The 16,854-nt window shown below is 47.7% G+C and carries 11 protein-coding genes; 6 read left to right on the forward strand and 5 right to left on the reverse strand.

Going from position 1 to position 16,854, the window contains the following annotated elements:
- Nucleotides 1-5: 5 nt before the first annotated feature.
- The 6 genes from ACM64D_RS11320 to ACM64D_RS11345 all read left to right on the forward strand — a co-directional run bounded on the left by ACM64D_RS11320 (nt 6) and on the right by ACM64D_RS11345 (nt 8,285).
- A complete protein-coding gene (locus tag ACM64D_RS11320; protein WP_415063331.1) occupies nt 6-1,103 on the forward strand; it encodes a DUF3419 family protein in 1,098 nt (365 codons plus the stop codon).
- Between the two features lie 92 nt (nt 1,104-1,195).
- Nucleotides 1,196-1,624, forward strand: coding sequence for a hypothetical protein (locus tag ACM64D_RS11325; RefSeq protein ID WP_415063332.1), 429 nt, complete (start codon nt 1,196-1,198; stop codon nt 1,622-1,624).
- A gap of 106 nt (nt 1,625-1,730) precedes the next feature.
- Nucleotides 1,731-3,719 (forward strand): hypothetical protein, encoded by a 1,989-nt coding sequence (locus ACM64D_RS11330; protein WP_415063333.1) that lies wholly within the window; start codon nt 1,731-1,733, stop codon nt 3,717-3,719.
- Nucleotides 3,720-3,799: 80 nt separating this feature from the next.
- Nucleotides 3,800-4,366, forward strand: a complete 567-nt coding sequence (locus ACM64D_RS11335) for a hypothetical protein (RefSeq protein WP_415063334.1) — start codon at nt 3,800-3,802, stop codon at nt 4,364-4,366.
- Complete coding sequence (locus tag ACM64D_RS11340) at nt 4,363-6,972, forward strand: tail fiber domain-containing protein (RefSeq protein ID WP_415063335.1); 2,610 nt, start codon at nt 4,363-4,365, stop codon at nt 6,970-6,972. Before ACM64D_RS11335 ends, ACM64D_RS11340 begins: the two co-directional genes overlap by 4 nt.
- 116 nt (nt 6,973-7,088) lie before the next feature.
- Entirely contained in the window at nt 7,089-8,285 is a 1,197-nt protein-coding gene (locus ACM64D_RS11345) for a PA14 domain-containing protein (RefSeq protein WP_415063336.1), read from the forward strand.
- A gap of 84 nt (nt 8,286-8,369) precedes the next feature.
- Here ACM64D_RS11345 and ACM64D_RS11350 read toward each other — a convergent pair whose 3' ends face one another.
- The 5 genes from ACM64D_RS11350 to ACM64D_RS11370 are packed head-to-tail and all read right to left on the reverse strand — an operon-like array spanning nt 8,370 to nt 16,834.
- Nucleotides 8,370-11,051, reverse strand: coding sequence for a phosphoenolpyruvate synthase (locus ACM64D_RS11350; protein WP_415063337.1), 2,682 nt, complete (start codon nt 11,049-11,051; stop codon nt 8,370-8,372).
- Between the two features lie 3 nt (nt 11,052-11,054).
- A complete protein-coding gene (locus tag ACM64D_RS11355; protein ID WP_415063338.1) occupies nt 11,055-11,918 on the reverse strand; it encodes a UbiA family prenyltransferase in 864 nt (287 codons plus the stop codon).
- Nucleotides 11,911-14,319, reverse strand: a complete 2,409-nt coding sequence (locus tag ACM64D_RS11360; RefSeq protein WP_415063339.1) for an alpha/beta fold hydrolase — start codon at nt 14,317-14,319, stop codon at nt 11,911-11,913. Before ACM64D_RS11360 ends, ACM64D_RS11355 begins: the two co-directional genes overlap by 8 nt.
- Nucleotides 14,316-15,056: a formyltransferase family protein gene (locus ACM64D_RS11365; RefSeq protein WP_415063340.1), complete on the reverse strand. Its 741-nt coding sequence runs from the start codon at nt 15,054-15,056 to the stop codon at nt 14,316-14,318. The genes ACM64D_RS11360 and ACM64D_RS11365 overlap by 4 nt, the downstream gene beginning before the upstream one ends.
- Nucleotides 15,053-16,834 carry an AMP-dependent synthetase/ligase gene (locus ACM64D_RS11370; RefSeq protein WP_415063341.1) on the reverse strand — a complete coding sequence of 594 codons (1,782 nt, stop codon included), beginning with the start codon at nt 16,832-16,834 and terminating at the stop codon, nt 15,053-15,055. Before ACM64D_RS11370 ends, ACM64D_RS11365 begins: the two co-directional genes overlap by 4 nt.
- Nucleotides 16,835-16,854: the final 20 nt, after the last annotated feature.

Here is a 16,854-nt window from a genome sequence, read left to right on the forward strand (position 1 = left end):
AGCTTGTGGCAAAAGAATACTTTTCAGACTTGAATTACACCTTGGCGAATGAAGACACCCGTATTGAGTTTGAGTTACTTCCTGAAGGGGTCGAACGAGTTTTCAGTATCGCCGGATCGGGTGCGCGTTGTTTGCCTTTGATTGCCAAGAATCCGAAGTATTTAGACGTGATCGACATGTCGGTGAGTCAACTTTATCTATGTGAACTTCGCTTGCAGGCGATGAAGACATTGCCGTACGAAGAGTACCTCTTTCTGATGGGATATCGGGGGGCTTTGCAAGGCGGAGACGATGGGGGAGACGATCGCGAGAAGATTTTTAAGAAGCTGACGTTGTCTTCGGAGGCTTCCCGCTATTGGATGGACCGGGTGCAAGGCTGGAAGCCCAAAGGGTTTATTCTATTGGGACGTTGGGAATCGCATTTTCAGAAATTGGGTTATCTTTTTCGAGATGTTTTGAAGTGCGATTTCAGTAAGTTTTTTGCCGCACAAACATTGCAGGAGCAGGTGGAAGTCTACGAGAGAGAATGGCCGAAGGTTCGCTGGAACAGCTTTATTCGTCTTGCGGCCAGTGAGTATGTCTTTAATAAGTTTTTGTACAAGGGCCACTTTAGTGGCAAGTCTGAGCATAAGACGGAACAGAGAGCTCCGTCGCAATTTATTATGGAAGAGTTCGATCGCATCTTTAGAACTCAGCTGGTACGAAAAAACTATTTTATGCAGATTCTTTTTTTGGGGCGTATCGCCTATGAAGAGGGGCTTCCTTTGGAGGCTCATCAGCATATCGTGGAGGCCGTAAAAAAATCGAAAACGGAGATTCGTTATCTGCATGGGAATCTGCTGGAACATTTACCTCGTTATCCCTATAACTTTGTATCGTTGTCCGACACCATTTCTTATCTTGAGCAACAAGATGCCAATCAAATCTTGCAAAAGCTTTCCCAGGAAACTCCTTCGGGAAGTCAGATCGTGATTCGATCCTTTATGCGGGCTCCAACTGAGATTGATTTGCAAAGCTGGCAGGAACTGGGTGATCTGAATCAGTGGGCGCAAAAGAAAGATGGAACGGGTGTGTATCAGTTCCATATTTTCAAAAAAACTTGATTCTTATTGATTCGGTTTCTTAAAGATTTCGTAAGGAAATAGAAAGTAAATAAATATTTATGTATCCTATTCTGCAAGTGGGGGAATAGGGTATGTATCGGTCAAAGGGCTGCTTGTCCTTGTTTTTATCGCAACGAGATTTCGTTGTGGATCCGACGGCTATTAAACTACTCAATGATAAACAACTTGTACGCCTTTGGAACTCGCGTGGGGATCTCATTTATTATAATGAGCTACTGCGTAAAGCAACTTCCTATTCTCCTTTGGATTTGTGTTATTACGATCTGAAGACCTTGTGGTCCTTTGAGGACGACGGATACGAGCGATTTAAGTCCATTGTTTTGAAAACGATGATGGGGCAAGAGCTTGGAAAAAACTGTGACTATATTGTGCGAGAAAATCGCGGAGAGAGGTTCTTTGGCCATCATAACATCGATATTGCCACTCCCGTCTGGAGTGACGGCAAGATCGAAGGAATTTTGATTGCCGGAACTTGCGATGTGTATAAAAAAGCCGGATGAACGAGAGGGCATTTAGCCCCAGGGACGTGGTGGACATCCTAAGGAAATGAAGCAAATATTGAAATAGTACTCATAACCTGCCGACCAGTTGAAGACGGGAGAGTTTATGAGAGTCACCAAATATCTTTTACTCTTTTTCTTTCAGATGTTCCTTTCTGCGTTTGCGCAAAGCAAAGGGATTACATTTCAAGCCTATATTAAATCTCCTGCCGGAGAGTCGGTAAATGCCACGGGCTTATCCGTGAATGTCAAAGTCTTAAGTGCCAATGGATGCATCCTTCGCGAAGAGACTTTTTCCAATATTTCCATCGTCAATGGCTTTATGAATTTAGTTGTCACAAAAGGTGTGGCCGGTGGTGCAGACAAAGGACTCACAGTACAAAAGATTTTTGATAACTCGTCCGCTGAGATCACGGGTCTAACGTGTATAGGGACAGATGGTTCTGTGAATGCGGCGATCACCAGCTATACTCCGGCGGCTCATCATACACGAAAGATTCGAATTACAACAACGCTGGGGTCTGACAATATCGTCGCTGATTTTAACTTGAGATCTGTGCCTTTTGCCTCCAACTCCGACGCGCTCAACGGAAGAACCGAGGCGGACTTTGTAAATATCAATCCCTCGCAAAATCTGACTCAGTCCAATGTCGAAAGTATCTTTAGTCGTTTGCCGAAGTTGGATGCCATTTTGAATGGTTTTGGATCTTCGGGAACAAATCTGGGAGTCGCTAATGGAGGAACCGGGGCTACGTCAGCGAGTGCGGCGCGAACAAATTTGGGATTGGGCACGATCTCGACAGTTCACCTTCCGGCGCCCTTAGATTCTCACAAAGTTTTAAAAGGAGATGGGACCTGGGGAATTGTTCCCGGCACAGGAACGGTGACCGGAGTCACGGCAGCGCCGACAGCTGGGAACCCTGTTGTCATCGGCGGGGATGCGGCCGTTCCCACAGTGGATCTTCCGTCGTCTTCGGCCTCCTCTAATGGATATCTGAAGGCGTCTGATTGGACGGCCTTTCAAGGGAAACAAGATGGGTCCACAGAACTGACCGCCCTTGCGGGACTTCCGCTTACGGGAATAGTTCAAAGAACGGGAAGTGGAACTTATACAGCTCTAGGCACAACGGCGCCATTAAATGTGACGGCAGGAAATATCGGAGTCAACGTTGGAACAGGTCTGACAACTTCAGCGGGAGCTTTGACTGCTGACTTTGCAACAACCTCTACGGCTGGAAAAATTGTTGAAGCCAACGATGCTCGCCTTCCCAGTTCTACCTGCGGAACGGGTAATAAAATGCGTTGGGACGGAAGCGCTTGGGTTTGTGAAGCGGAAGCTGGAACAAATGCCTTGATGAAAGACGGCAGTGTGGCCGCGACCGGAAATTTGAATATGGGTTCTCAGAAAATAGTAAGTCTGGCGACGCCGACAGCGGCGGGCGATGCCGCGACGAAAGCTTATGTTGATGCGGCCTCATCGGGCGGCGGTGGAACTGTTCGCTATAAGATTTGGACGGGCGTCGGCAGTTATACATGGACCAAGCCTCCCAATGTGACAAAGGTCAATGTTCTTGTCGTCGCCGGTGGTGGTGGCGGCGGCGGAGGGGGCGGAGGCTACTACTGTTCGCTGGGAGATTATAGTGGAAGAAATGGCGGTGGTGGTGGTGCAGGTCAAGCCATTGAAGAACTTGGATATGATGTTTCTGCGGTGAGCACTCTTTCCGTCACGGTGGGAGGGGCCGGCACCTTTGGAACGGGTGGAAATGGAGGAAACTCTATAGCTTACTCGGGACTTGGTGGAACGGCTGGGACCAGTGGGCAATCCTCCTCATTTGGAACACTTGTGGCCAGCGGTGGAACTGCCGGAACAGCAGGAGCCGGGAGTGGATGTTCGACCGGGGGGCCTTGTGGCAGCATGACCGCGGGGACCATGGATATTCCTCTTTTTGTTGGAATTAATATTCCTGCCGGTGCGGGAAATGGCGGAGCCGGTGGTAACGGTGGTTGGGGTGGGCCGTCTTGTCAACCGGGGTATTCTGGAGGAAGTGGCACGGGGGGCACTGCTGGATTTGTTTTAGTCTATTACAGTCAGTAGAGGCGGTTTTGTCTCAACATGAGACGTGATCGGATCGCTTCCTCAAGAAACGCTGAAAAATTGCCGATATTTTAGAGGTCATGCTTAAGCAGTCTATTTGGAAAATCAATATTTTAGCGTTATTTGCCAGCGCCATGGTGGGGTGTTCGGATACCAGTCCAACTGTCAGTATCTTGCGTTCTATCGAAGGGTTTGATTTTTCAAGTTCCAACATTGTGACCGCCAGTCTCAACTCCGTCCCTTTACAAGCCAATTGTTCGGCCTTTGTCGGCGGAGTGGAGATGAGTTTTGATGGAGGAACAACCTGGATCACACCGACGTCGTATGATCCCTCAGCAAAATCAGTTTGTGAGAACGGTTTGTTCTCTGTGACTTTGTCGGACTCTAAAGCACCGCTCAATGGAATGGCTATTTCCAAGGGGCAGATTTTCACTGTTAAGTTTAGAGCATTACCGCGAATAGGAAATTGGATCTATCGCGACGTGAGTGTGAAGTATGCTCCGTCGTCGCCTCTTTCTGAAGAGATCTTAGTGGGTTCTCAAATACAAACGGGCAGCGGACTGGTTTTGCACAGTCGACTGCGCGGACAAACTCAGCAAGCTTCTCAAGGCGGCGCATTTAAAATTCGAGGAAGGATTACACAGTGAAGTTCATTCTTTCTTTGATTTTTACATTCATCGCTTCTTATGCTCAGGCTGTTTCGCCGGGGCCTTTGTTCACTTATGAAGGTGTGTTGACGGATTCTGCGGGAACACCGATCACGACGGCGCAGACGGTGACCTTTCAAGTTCTTTATTCTTCTTGTATTGTTTATGAAGAAACGCAATCTATTTCTCCGGGCTCGCAAGGAGAATTTAGCGTTATCATCGGAGCAGGGGCTCGAACGGATTCAACCTCGAATACGGCAGATCGCATTTTTGCCTCTTCAGGCTCAGTGAACTGTCAGGGAGGAAGTCCCGTGACCGTCACTGGTTTTGCGACCAGATCTTTGCATATTCGTGTGGGCTCGACGGATCTTTCGCCGGATGTGACCATCAATAATGTTCCTTTTGCTATCAACTCACAGAAGTTGGCAGATAAAGGACCTAGCGACTTTGTGCAGGTCAGTGCGGCGATTTCTCAGGCGAATGTTGAAAGTATTTTTAATCGATACACCAAGTTGGATGCGATCTTGAATAATTTCAATTCCGCAGGAACAACTCTTGGTGCCAATATCACAGGAAATGCGGCGACGGCCACTACGGCCACGTCGGCGACCAATGTCACCGGTGTGGTAGCGGTTGCTAACGGAGGAACGGGAGCGACGACGGCCTCTGCCGCCAGAACAAATCTTGGACTCGGAACTTTGTCCCTCCTCTCGCCGACAGGTACAGCGGATAACACCACTTATCTTCGGGGCGATGGGACATGGGCGACGGTTTCAGGCGGTGGTGGGAGTGGAACCATCACGGGAGTGAGTGCTGGCTCAGGACTGACCGGTGGGGGAGCCTCGGGGTCTGTGACCCTTTCTTTGTCGAATGTGGGAACCTCAGGAACTTACACCAAAGTGACAGTTGACTCTCAAGGGCGAGTCACGAATGGTCTTGCGACTTTGGCCGACGCCGACATTCCAAGTCTGGATTGGTCTAAAATCACAACAGGAAAACCCACGACTCTCGCGGGCTATGCCATCACGGATGCCGTGAAGAATGTCGCCTCTGCTCCCGGAATTCAAGCGGGTCTTGAAGCTGGAAAACCTACAGCGACTAATTCAGGACTTCTTTATATTGCGACCGACAGCCAAAAGATCTATCGCGATAGTGGAACATGGGCGCTTTTGAGTTCTGGGACTGCGGGTACTGGAACGGTGACCAACGTTGCAACGGGAACAGGATTGACAGGTGGTCCGATTTCAAATGCAGGTACGATCTCTTTGGCCAATACCAGTGTCACGGCGGGGAGCTACGGTTCTGCGACGCAAATTCCTACTTTCTCAGTGGATGCTCAAGGACGTTTGACGGCGGCCTCGCAGGTGGCGATCACGGGTGTTCTTCCAGGGGGAGCTGCCGGCGGGGATTTGAGTGGTACCTATCCAAATCCAACGGTGACGAGTATTCAGAATAGGCCCGTCAATGCCACAACACCTGGGATCGGACAAGTTTTGCAATTTAGTGGATCCAGTTGGATGCCGACGAACTTGAGTGTGACTCCGGCACAGATCACGGGAACTTTGCCTGTCTCTCAAGGGGGAACGGGAGCAACTGCATTTATCGCCAACCGCATGATTGCATCAGATGCCACTGGAAATTCTTTAGTGCCGTTTACATGTGGAAATGGCAATTTAGTGACATTTGATACTTTCGGCGTCATGGGCTGTCAGCCCTACTCACAATCCGGTCTTATCGCTAACGGAGGAAACAGCTACGCTGTCGACGCCTTCCTGGGAACGAACGATGCCTTTGCGTTGAGATTTAAAACCAGCAACGCCGAACGAATGGTGATTGATTCCACTGGGAAAGTGGGAATTGGGACGATCAGTCCTGTTTATCCACTTATGGTCTCGAGTGGGGATGCCATTCCCGTCGGCATCATGGGCGGAAATAGCAGTCATACCGGAATCAGTATTTTAAATAATAATGGGGCATTGGGGAGCTACTCATTGCGGGTGACTAGTTCGTCGAATTTGAATCCCCGAGCTTTTCAAATTGTTGACAACTCAGCGTCCTCGACGCCACGCCTTTCAGTTTATAATGATGGAACTGTGGGTATTAACACAACGTCAGTTCCCTCCTTTACTTTCTATGTGAATGGCACTGCAGGAGGAAGTTCGGTGTGGACGGCGTCTTCCGATCGCCGCTACAAAGATAATATTACCGAGTTGCCCGATGCTTTAGGAAAGCTTCTTAAGCTGCGAGGAGTGTCGTTCAGTTGGAAGACGGAAGAGTTTCCGGAAAAGAAGTTCACTCCGGGGCCTGATATTGGGGTGATTGCTCAAGAGGTGGAAGAGGTCTATCCAGAAGCAGTAGTCACCGACAATAAAGGTTTCAAGGCTGTGGCCTATAGCAAGCTGGTCGCTCCTCTGATTGAATCCACCAAAGAACTCTATGGGATGTGCAAAGCCACGGAAGATCAGTTGCATTCGTTAGAAAGAAAAGTCGCCTCTTTAGAAGAGGACAGTCAGAAAAAAGAGCAACGCATCCAAAAACTTGAGACCGAGAATGCGGAACTTAGAAATGATCTCAAGTTGATAAAACAGAAGTTGGGCTTGGAATAAAGTCTCAATTTAAGTCTTTGAAAATCTCATCTTCGTCCTCGAGCCGTCACAACCTTTCCCCATTCTTACAATTCTGTTAATCTTAAAGACAGGTTTATCTTGATAAAGGATGTTGCATGTACAAGATAGAAGCCCTTATTGCCACCGTTCTTCTATTCTCATTTGCTGAAGCGAAGTCGCCAACGAAAGACATTCGCTTTGAGAAGGGGAATTTAAAGAAGATCTCGTGCTCATTTAAGATTAAAAGAGGACTTCAAAAAACGCCGACAGGGCCCTCTTTAGGGACGGTGGATTTTCCTGCCGCGGATCCAGATCAAACAGTCTGTGATCCTCTTTCGAATAATGCCAGTGATTCTCCGGACAGTGGTTTGGTGGCGAAGTTGATTCTTAAGACCCCCGAGATGGGAACCAAAGTGTCCAGTGTGATGGACTATTACAATAAGGGACTCCGACTGGAACAAAATATTTATTTTGCGGATGTCAATGTGCCGACTCGTGCTTTCACGGAAGGATTTTCCACAGTTGGGGGATCTGCCTTGGTGGATGCGCAAGGCAATAAAGTCATCGAGAATTTTGCCATTGAATATGATTCGGTATTGAAATTGTCAGAAGGTGATAAGGAAGGCGACTATGAGATCGCGATCCTTTCAGATGATGGGGCTCGTGTTTTTGTGAAGGAAAACCAGACCTGGAATGAACTTATCAATAACGATGGCAATCATGCCACTCGTTTAGGGTGTCCTTATCGAACCGTTCATTTGACAAAGGAATCTGAAGTCCCCGTGAAGATCTTGTACTATCAGGGACCTCGCTATCATATTGCCAATGTTCTGGTGTGGAAGCTGCATAAAAAAGCTCAGACTTGGAGCAACCCTTCTCGGCATGACCTTTGTGGGATCGCCAGCAATGACTTCTTCTTCAAAAAGAATCAAGGCAAGAAATTCGTCGCCGCCAATATTCTAGAAAAAACCGGCTGGAAAACGGTCGCTCCAGCAAATTTTAAAATGCCAGAGAAAAAACAGAATCCTTGCACCGTGGAAGAGTTGAGTTTGAGCGAATTCCAGGTGGTGTCAGCGCAGGCCCCGAATGCCACTCTTTCATGGAAGACAAATTTACCGTCTTCAAGTCAGCTAAGAATACTCAATATCTTCACTGGCGAAGAGATTCTGACGGAAGTCGATGCTAATCTTGCCACCGACCACTCCGTGCAACTCAGCGGACTGATTCGCGGAATCTATTACCAAGTGCAGGCGATCTCAGTCGATGCCCAGGGCCGTGAGATCCGTAGTGAACTGATCAATCTTCTTCCATAAAAGGTATCTTACAGAGATCCAGAATTAAGTTGTGAAGAGGCCGATCATAGTGATCGGCCTTTTTGTTTGAGTCTTGCGGGATCTTCAATCGAGAATCTTAATAGTTCCCGCTTTAGCATCAATACGCACGCGCATTCCGGTTTTAAGCTTTTTCGTTAAACCCGGGATGCTGACGATGGCGGGGATGCCCATTTCTCGAGCGACAATGGCCGAGTGAGACAGCAAACTGCCTCGTTCGACCAGAAGCCCAGAAATAGCAGGATAAAGGGGAACCCAGCCCGGATCGGTTCTGGCGGTCACAAGAATCTCTCCGTTGAGATCCAGATTGTCGGTGGGGTTTAAGATCACCTTCACGGTGCCCTCTAAGACGCCTGGACAGCAGGGGAGTCCTTTGAGATCCCACTCTCCGGTTTCGCTGGAAATCTGCGACAGATCTTCCTCATTTACAAAGCTGTTGTTCCAATAAACAGCTCCTCGGGTCATCACGCGAGGATCGGTGTCCTCTTGAAAGTGGTCGTATTCTTTTTTGCGCAGATCCACAAAGGATTTGAGATTATAAGCTGGCAACGTCCCGTTATAGATTCCGAAGATTTCTTCAATGGTCAGCCAAAAGATATCCCGAGGATTATCCAGGGCTCCTAAGGATGCCAGATCTTCCCCCATCGTTTGGAAGATTGTTCGGGCAATTCCGTAAATTCGTGTTCGGGCAAAACGGGTATTTTCTCGGTTTTTGACGGCCTTCCGCGCGTGTTTTAAAACCCAGAAATAGAAGTTCTTTTTGAAGCCCGTTAAGTGAGAAGCCACTTTTTCTTCCGCCTGACGACGAAGAGACTTCTCATGAGAGTCATCATGAATTTCGGTTTGTCCTGACTTCAGATAGTTTTTTAAGCAGACAAAGAGATAGCTTGGGTCCGTCAGAAGATCAATTTCTTCAAGCTTCATCTCGCTCATGCAGCGGAAGCCAAAACGATCGAGGTAATCCAACACGGACTTATAGAACTCTTGATAAGGGGATTGGTTGAGAGCCTCGAGTCCTTCTTTGGGATCTGTGGTTTCTAACAGCTTGCGAAGTCCTTCATTCTGAGCGGCTTTATTCGCAAGTCTTAAAAGGGCTTTTGTCGGTTCCGCACTTTCAAGTCCACCTTCTCCCGCCAAAAGATCATTTTGAATGGTCGAGTCCAACTCTTTAAGCCAAGTGGTCGTCAGTTTGCGCAGAAGACCAAAATGAACCATACAAAGGAAGTCATTGATGATGGGAGCTTTCCAGCGCCCCAGCATGTTGCGTTCCATGTCCAAATAGATTTGCACAAGTTGGTCACCGCGCATTCTTTTAAGGGGCATGGCGCGAAAGCGGTCATAGTCTTTGTGGAACGTGTGAAGGAAATCATCGACAACACTTTGAATCGTGAAATGGTATTTGATGAAATTAAAGCCGGTCACCATTTTGCGAAGACGCCCGGCGAAGGTGTCCCACGAAGGGTGAGGTTTGATGCGATTGGCGATTTCGTCACTGAGAGCTTCCGAGACGCCCATCATGGTTTCCATGAACTCGCGATTTTGTTTAAAACCTGGCAGAACACCGACGAGCTTGTACCAGTTAAAGAGATTGTAGTAGACCCGTCCATTCAAAGACCCCAGCATATTTCCTAAATAGGAATCCATGTCTTTGATGATTTCATTGGGAACGCCGAGAACCTCGCAGAATTGAACGTAAACGGCTTTGTAATTTCTCAAGGCAAAACTGAAGCTTAAAGGAGAAGTGAGGCCTCCATAGGATTCGATGATGTTGGAGTTGTCCCAGAGATTGGGATAACCGATAAGATCTTTGTCCAAACTGGTCACGGGACGAGTTTGCAGAAGATAGATCTTTCCATTTTCAATCGCCCACTCGATGTCTTGGGGACGATGATATTGCTCTTGTATAGTGCTTCCCAGTCTGTAAAGGCCACGAAGTTCCTCGGGGCTCAGAGAGGCTTTGTTGATAAGACTTTCCGTCACGCTCTTCATGTCGCAATGACCTGAGGAGGATTTCTTCATCATCTCTTTTTTTTCAACGATCTCTTCTTTGAGAAGCTTTCCATTTTTAGCATCGAGCCAAAAGGAATCCGCATCCAGGGCTCCCGAAACCAACCCTTCGCCGACGCCATAGACGGAAGAAATCACAAAGGTGTCGGTTTTTTTCGCGACGGGATCACAGGTAAAAAGAACGCCGGATTTTTCTGGATCAATCATACGTTGCAGCACGACCGAGACGGAGATCTTCTTTAAATGAATACGGTTTTCTATGCGATAGACCAATCCGCGCTCTGAAAACGCCGAAGCCCAGCACTGGCGAATGTATTTCAGAATGTCCTCTTTGCCGGTGACGTAAAGAAAGCTTGAAAGCTGTCCCGCAAAAGAATGCGCCAGACTGTCTTCATCAGCGGCAGAGGAGCGCACCGAAAATACATTTTGAGCACCAAGAGATTTAAAAGCTTCTTCCAGCGATGAAGAGACACTGGGGGGCAAAGTGGTTCTTTCGAAGAGCTCCGCGATCTCTTTTTCTGCCTGAGCGGCGGTGATTTCTTGGGTTAACAGTCTTTCTAGAGTCAGGTCCAAAGAGTTTTGCACCCCGGGGGAGCGTAAGAACTCGTGGAAATATCTTTTGCCAAAAACCACCCACTCAGGAACGGGAAGTCCTGCTTGTGACATAAGGTAAAGATTAAAACCTTTTCCTCCGGCTTCATTCTTGGCAAAAAAGAGCGTGGACTTTGGTGTGACTAGCATAGGTTAGACTCCCAGGACATAGATAAGAAGGATGTAGTGTAGAAGTAGATAAACACCAGAAAGGCCTCGAAAAAAGCGTGCGGTCTTTTCGGTGCGTAGGAGGGCATAGGAAAGGCTTGCGATCATATAGAGGACCATCGCAGATAAGAGAAGATGGTTTGAATCATACGAGTAGATCAGTAATACACCCGCCAAAGCCTGACTTAGCGAAAGCAGCAAGGCTCCGGTGCAGCCAAAAATATTGGAATAGCTAGGGACATGATTTCGCTCTTCCGAAGGGGCAAAGGTCTTTCGTGCAAATTCGAAAAGATTAAAGAAGGCCCAGTTCATCAGAAAAAACAAAAGCGCTGAGGAGGGAAGTTTTGTCAGTTCCAGACCTGTCATTGCCACGGCACTCGAGAGTCCCAGAAGTGTGCTCACGAAGGTGTGAGTCACGGCATAAGTCGTCAGACGGGGGCGCAGCCAATCGCCGATAAAGAATTCTTCGTACATCAGAAGACTGTAGCCGATGGCGAGGGCATGAATAAGAAAAGGATTGAGCCCGAGGCTTCCCGCGACAACCAGCTCAAAGAGGATTAATATAAAAAGAGCCTTTTTTACTTGAGAGACGGAAAGAATTCCTCGCGCCAAGGGGCGTGTCGGATTTACCTTGAGATCCACCTCATAGTCTTTGATTTCATCAAAAAGACGCATACGGAAGAAGAACGAAAGAAGCAGCACGAAGACAATCGCAAAGCGAGGCCAATTCCAGGGGCTTCCGGTGGAGGTTGTTAGATAAAGTCCATTGGCCCACGTAAATAGAAATATCATGGGCACGTAAGACAGGGGACTGAATCTCTCTTGGATGAGAATCCACCACTTAGCCAATAATCACCCCGGGGTCCTTCAGTTGATCGCGCAAAACCTTGTACTCCACTTTCGAGTGGTGACGAGGGTCCATGGGGATTTTTTGGACAAATTTAATCTCATCGACGGGAATTTTGTTCTTTTCAAAGACGCGATGAATTTCTTTTTTCGCCTTATCGAAGTCAAACGTACCCCGTTCAATCTCCGCTTTGAGTTCGACGACAGCATAAGTGGCTTGACCAAGTTTTGCGTCCTCGACTCCTAAGAACGCGCATCGATAGGTGAAGTCCATGCGTTTAAGCAGGACTTCGGCGCGAACCGGGAAGTAGTACTTGCCAGCTCGTTCAATGGCATTGTTGACGCGACCGACGATCCATAGGTTTTTCTCTGGGTCGATATAAGCGAGGTCGCCGGTTCGGTGCCAGACACGGTTTTTTTCATCCAGAATTTTAGTGGTCTTAAAGGCCTCAGGATTATTGTAGTAATCACGGCAGACGTGATCTCCGGTACAAATAAACTCTCCAACGTCCCCCGGGGAAACTTCAATTTGACTCCATGGAGTTGAAGACAGTTCAATGGGGCCGTCTTTAATGCGAATAAAACGATAGTCGATATCTTCACTGATGTGACCGACGTTTACGCCCTCTTCAATGATCTCAGGATCTGAGATCTGACTTTCTTTGAGCATGTCCCGACCTTCAATGTGCGCCATGGGCTCGGCCTCTGTGGATCCATAGAGAATCCACAGCTCGGTTTGGGGAGCGATATCGTAGAAGGCTTTCACGTCATCTTTAGAGATGGGAGCACCACCAGTGACCACACGACGAAGACCTGTCAACTGCAGTCCCTTTTCTTTGCAATAGCGGGCCAGACCGACCAACATGCTCGGGGAGAGTGTCGTGCAGTTGATATTCTCATTCAAAATCTGACAAGCCAGAATCGCAGAATCTCTTTCTGAGGGCGCTGCGAGATCTAAAGCCGGAAGAATCGTTGTCACTCCGGAAGCGAGATTGTTTAAGCTAAAAATGGGGAAGGCCGGCATGTCCTTGTCTTTTTCAGTGTAGGGAATGACATGCGACAGGGCATGGTGTTGGGCCGAAAGAAAACGATGAGTGCGATTGGCGCCCTTGGGTTTTCCGGTAGAACCCGTGGTAAAAGTAATCAATGCGGTGAATTCACTTTCGACAGGGGCGATCGGTGATGGCTCCGCTTTGAGGAGTTCTTCAAATTTGTGTGTGAACTTATCGCCAGGCCCATAGAGAATACGAAGAGGCATGGACTTAAATTCTGGAACTTGATCAACCAAATCAAAGGCCATCTTAAAGCTGATCATGGCTTTGGGGCCGACACATTCTGCCGAGGCTCCTAAATGATGACTGCGCGCCCAGGAATCCAGAAAGACGGCAATCGCACCGATTCTTTGTACGGCAAACATGGCCGTGTACATATCAAGACTCATGGGAAGGAAGATGATAACTCGATCTCCCTTTTGAATGCCGATGTCTAGAAGACCGCGAGCAAAGGAATTGATTCTCGCCGCGAAGTGTTTATAGGTAATGCGATCGTGGGCGATCGGTGTATGTGGGTTGCCATCCCACTTTTGTAAAGCGTCACGTTGCGCCCAACTTAAAGCCACGCGATCTGGGAATTCGCGCAGATGTTTTTCCATGTAGCTGATCACGTTGTTGCGCTCATCACTGCCGGGATAGTAGCCGATTTTAGAAGATGGCGAGGATGACATTTTTTCCTCCAAGGTTTGTAAAATCTCTGAGGCGTGAGACCATAAAAGACCGTGTCCAGCCCCTTTTAAGTGAACGATCTTGTGGTGAGGATATTGTTTTACAATAACATTCTGCTGGGATTCTTGACTGATTTTGTCTTCGTTTCCATAGACCGCCGTGATGGGGATATTGCAGATATCTTGAGGTACCCACGGAGACTCTTGCATCTTAATTTTGTTAAAAGCAGTTTTCTGCCAAAGTCTCCAGTCTTGGAGCCGCTCATGAACCGTTTTTAGATACCCATGACTTTCAAGAGTCAGAGGATGAATGAGATCGACGAAGAAGCTGTCTTTGGTTTTGGCATGACTGGATTTAATCAAAGAATCCCCTAGGACAGGAAGCCTCAAAAGAGCTTTGGCCAGGGACGGCAGTTCTCGCTCAGGTTTAATATAGGGTGTGATCAATACGACTTGATCTATGTAGTCCTGATACAGAGGAAGAACTTTTAAGATCTTATAACAGCCCCAGGAATGCCCTAGAAGAATTTTTTTGGTCTTATCTTGGGTAAGAATTTTCAACCAATCCGTGTTCTCCAAATTGACTGGAATCAAGTTGTACTTGTCTGGAGGGAGAGTCTTTTGCAGAACACCCCAGTCTTCGGGATGTCCTGGATTGCCGTGCAAAGCAAGGATGGTTTTCATATTCTGACACCTCTTAGACGCAGTCGATAGAAGTCTCTCAATCGTGGATTTGTTCTATATACTGTTGCATCTGTTTTTAAATTCTCTGTGCCTTGGATTTTCCCCAGAGTGGCTACCTGTGAAAGGACTTCAGCAGCCGCGTTGGCTTCAAGAGACGCTCCGGTTTCCAAGGATTTTAGATACTCTTTTTTATCGGAGGGAACTTCTACGACCTTTAGCAAGGCGCCATCATCAAGTTTGGAGGTCATTTCATGAAGAGTGAAGCCCGCCGGAGTGTCTAAAAGATGAGCCCAAAAGTCACACATAAGGCCCCGCTGATTGGGGAGCAGGCCATGGTGGATGTTGATGCATCCCATTTTGGGAATGGCTAAGAGCCTCTTCTTAAAAAAGGAACGCGTTCTTGCATTTAAGATAAGATCGGGCTGTAGGGAAGCGATCAGCTCCAGACTTTCGGGTGAATTGATGTCATGAACAATCCAGACCTTTTTTCCCTCTTTGGTGAAGGCCTCATTTCTTCTTTTTATCGAGTCGTCAAATTGATTTCTGAGAAGCTGCCACCCCATTCTGGGGGCAGCGCCACTTAAAATAAGAAGAAGAGCCGTGGCGACGATCGTCCAACTGCGATTGTCGATAACAATGAGCCCTTCGATATGAGGATTTTGCGCTAGCGGCAGCACCAACCCGTCATAGTTTTTAGGAACAAAGGTCACTGCGGACGTGACTAACAAAGTTCTCATAGATAGAGCTCGTCAATTTGATCCTTAAATCTTTGATCTAATACTTTGCGTTTTACTTTCAAGGAGGGCGTCAGCTCGCCGGTCTCGACTGAAAACTCATTAGGCAGTACGAGGTACTTCTTAATACTTTCATAACTTGCCAAATTCGAATTGGTGTCTGCGACGGCCTTGCGCACGAGATCTTGCACGAAAGGTGAGGCGACCAATGAATTCCAATCGGTATATGCAAAGTTCTTTTCTTTAGCCAACTTTTCGACGGCCAAACGATCCAACGTCAAAAGAGCGACGATGTATTTCTTTTGATCCCCATGAATATGCACATGGGCGATATAGGGCGACAACTTCAAGAACCCTTCAAGTCTTTGCGGAGCCACGTACTTTCCACCGGCTGTTTTGATAAGATCTTTTTTTCGGTCGGTGATGCGAAGATCACCTCCAGGCAGAATTTCTCCAATATCTCCGGTATGAAACCATCCGTCTGTGAAGACCAGTTTGGTTTCTTCGGGGTTGTTGTAGTATTCTTTCATAACTTTATCGCTTTTAATCAGGATCTCGCCATCTTCGGCAATTTTAATTTTAGCTTCACCAATAGGGCGTCCCACGCTGCCAAAACGATAGTTGAAGGGAGTGTTGACCGTGATCGCGGCCGTGGTTTCTGTAAGCCCATACCCTTCTAAAATGAGAATGCCCGCCGCATGAAAGAACAGCGCGATATCTTTGGAAATGGGAGCGCCTCCGCTGATAGCAAAACGAAGTCGTCCCCCGAAAGCATCCGTAATCTTTCCCAAAACCAGCTTGCGGGCCAATTCATACTGCAGCAGCAGATCTAATGGCAAGATCTGGCCACTCATCTTATATTCCCCCACTTTTTTGCCGATCTCCAAAGCCCAATTGAAGACTTTGAGTTTGAGAGGCTGAGTTTGCACCTGGGCCCAAATGGCTCCATAGATTTTTTCAAAAATACGAGGGACTGACATGATGAAGGTGGGACGGATTTCTGTCAGGTTGTTGCGGATTTTTTCAAGGCTTTCTGCGTAAGCCATCGTGGAGCCGATATACAAATGTCCCCAGTGTTCAATACGCCCCAGAATATGCGCATAGGGTAGGAAACTCAAAGAAGTGTCGTTTTCAGTAGCTCCGCACAAAGGAAAGGCTTCGGAAACTTCACTGAACGCTTGAAGGTGAGTCAAAACGACTCCTTTGGGTCTTCCCGTCGTTCCGGAGGTGTATAAGATGGTGGCGGTGTCTTCGGGCGTAAGGGTTTCGCAGAGTTCGCGATAGCGACGAGGATGATTTTTCAAATAGCTGTGGCCCATCTCATGGAAAGCCTTCCATGTGATAATATCAGGATTAGGGCAGGTGTCCTCAAAGACGATGACTTTTTCAATCGTCGGACACTGAGCCTTTACGGATTCGAAAATTTTTAACGGGCCTCGACTTTCGCAGATAAGAACACGAGCTGCACTGTTGTTGAGAATATATTCGACATCTTCAGGAGTGTTATTTTGATAGACCGGGACTGTGATGGCCTTGATGCCGAAGATGGCTAAATCTGCGACGGACCACTCATAGCGTGTATTGGCCATGATGGCGACGCGATCACCGGGGGCAATTCCCAAAGAGAGAAGTGCAGAACCGATCTGCTCAATGTCCTTGTAGTATTCGTTCCAGTTTTTTGATTGCCAAGATCCATTCGTCTTGAACTTGACCGCAACGCTTTGAGGATTCCGGTTGCGCATAGCCAAAATTGATTGTCCCAAGGTGGTGGGCTTCATCATGATGAAATACTCCTCAGTAG

The organism is Bdellovibrio sp., assembly GCF_047637665.1.
Classification (GTDB): Bacteria; Bdellovibrionota; Bdellovibrionia; order Bdellovibrionales; family Bdellovibrionaceae; genus Bdellovibrio.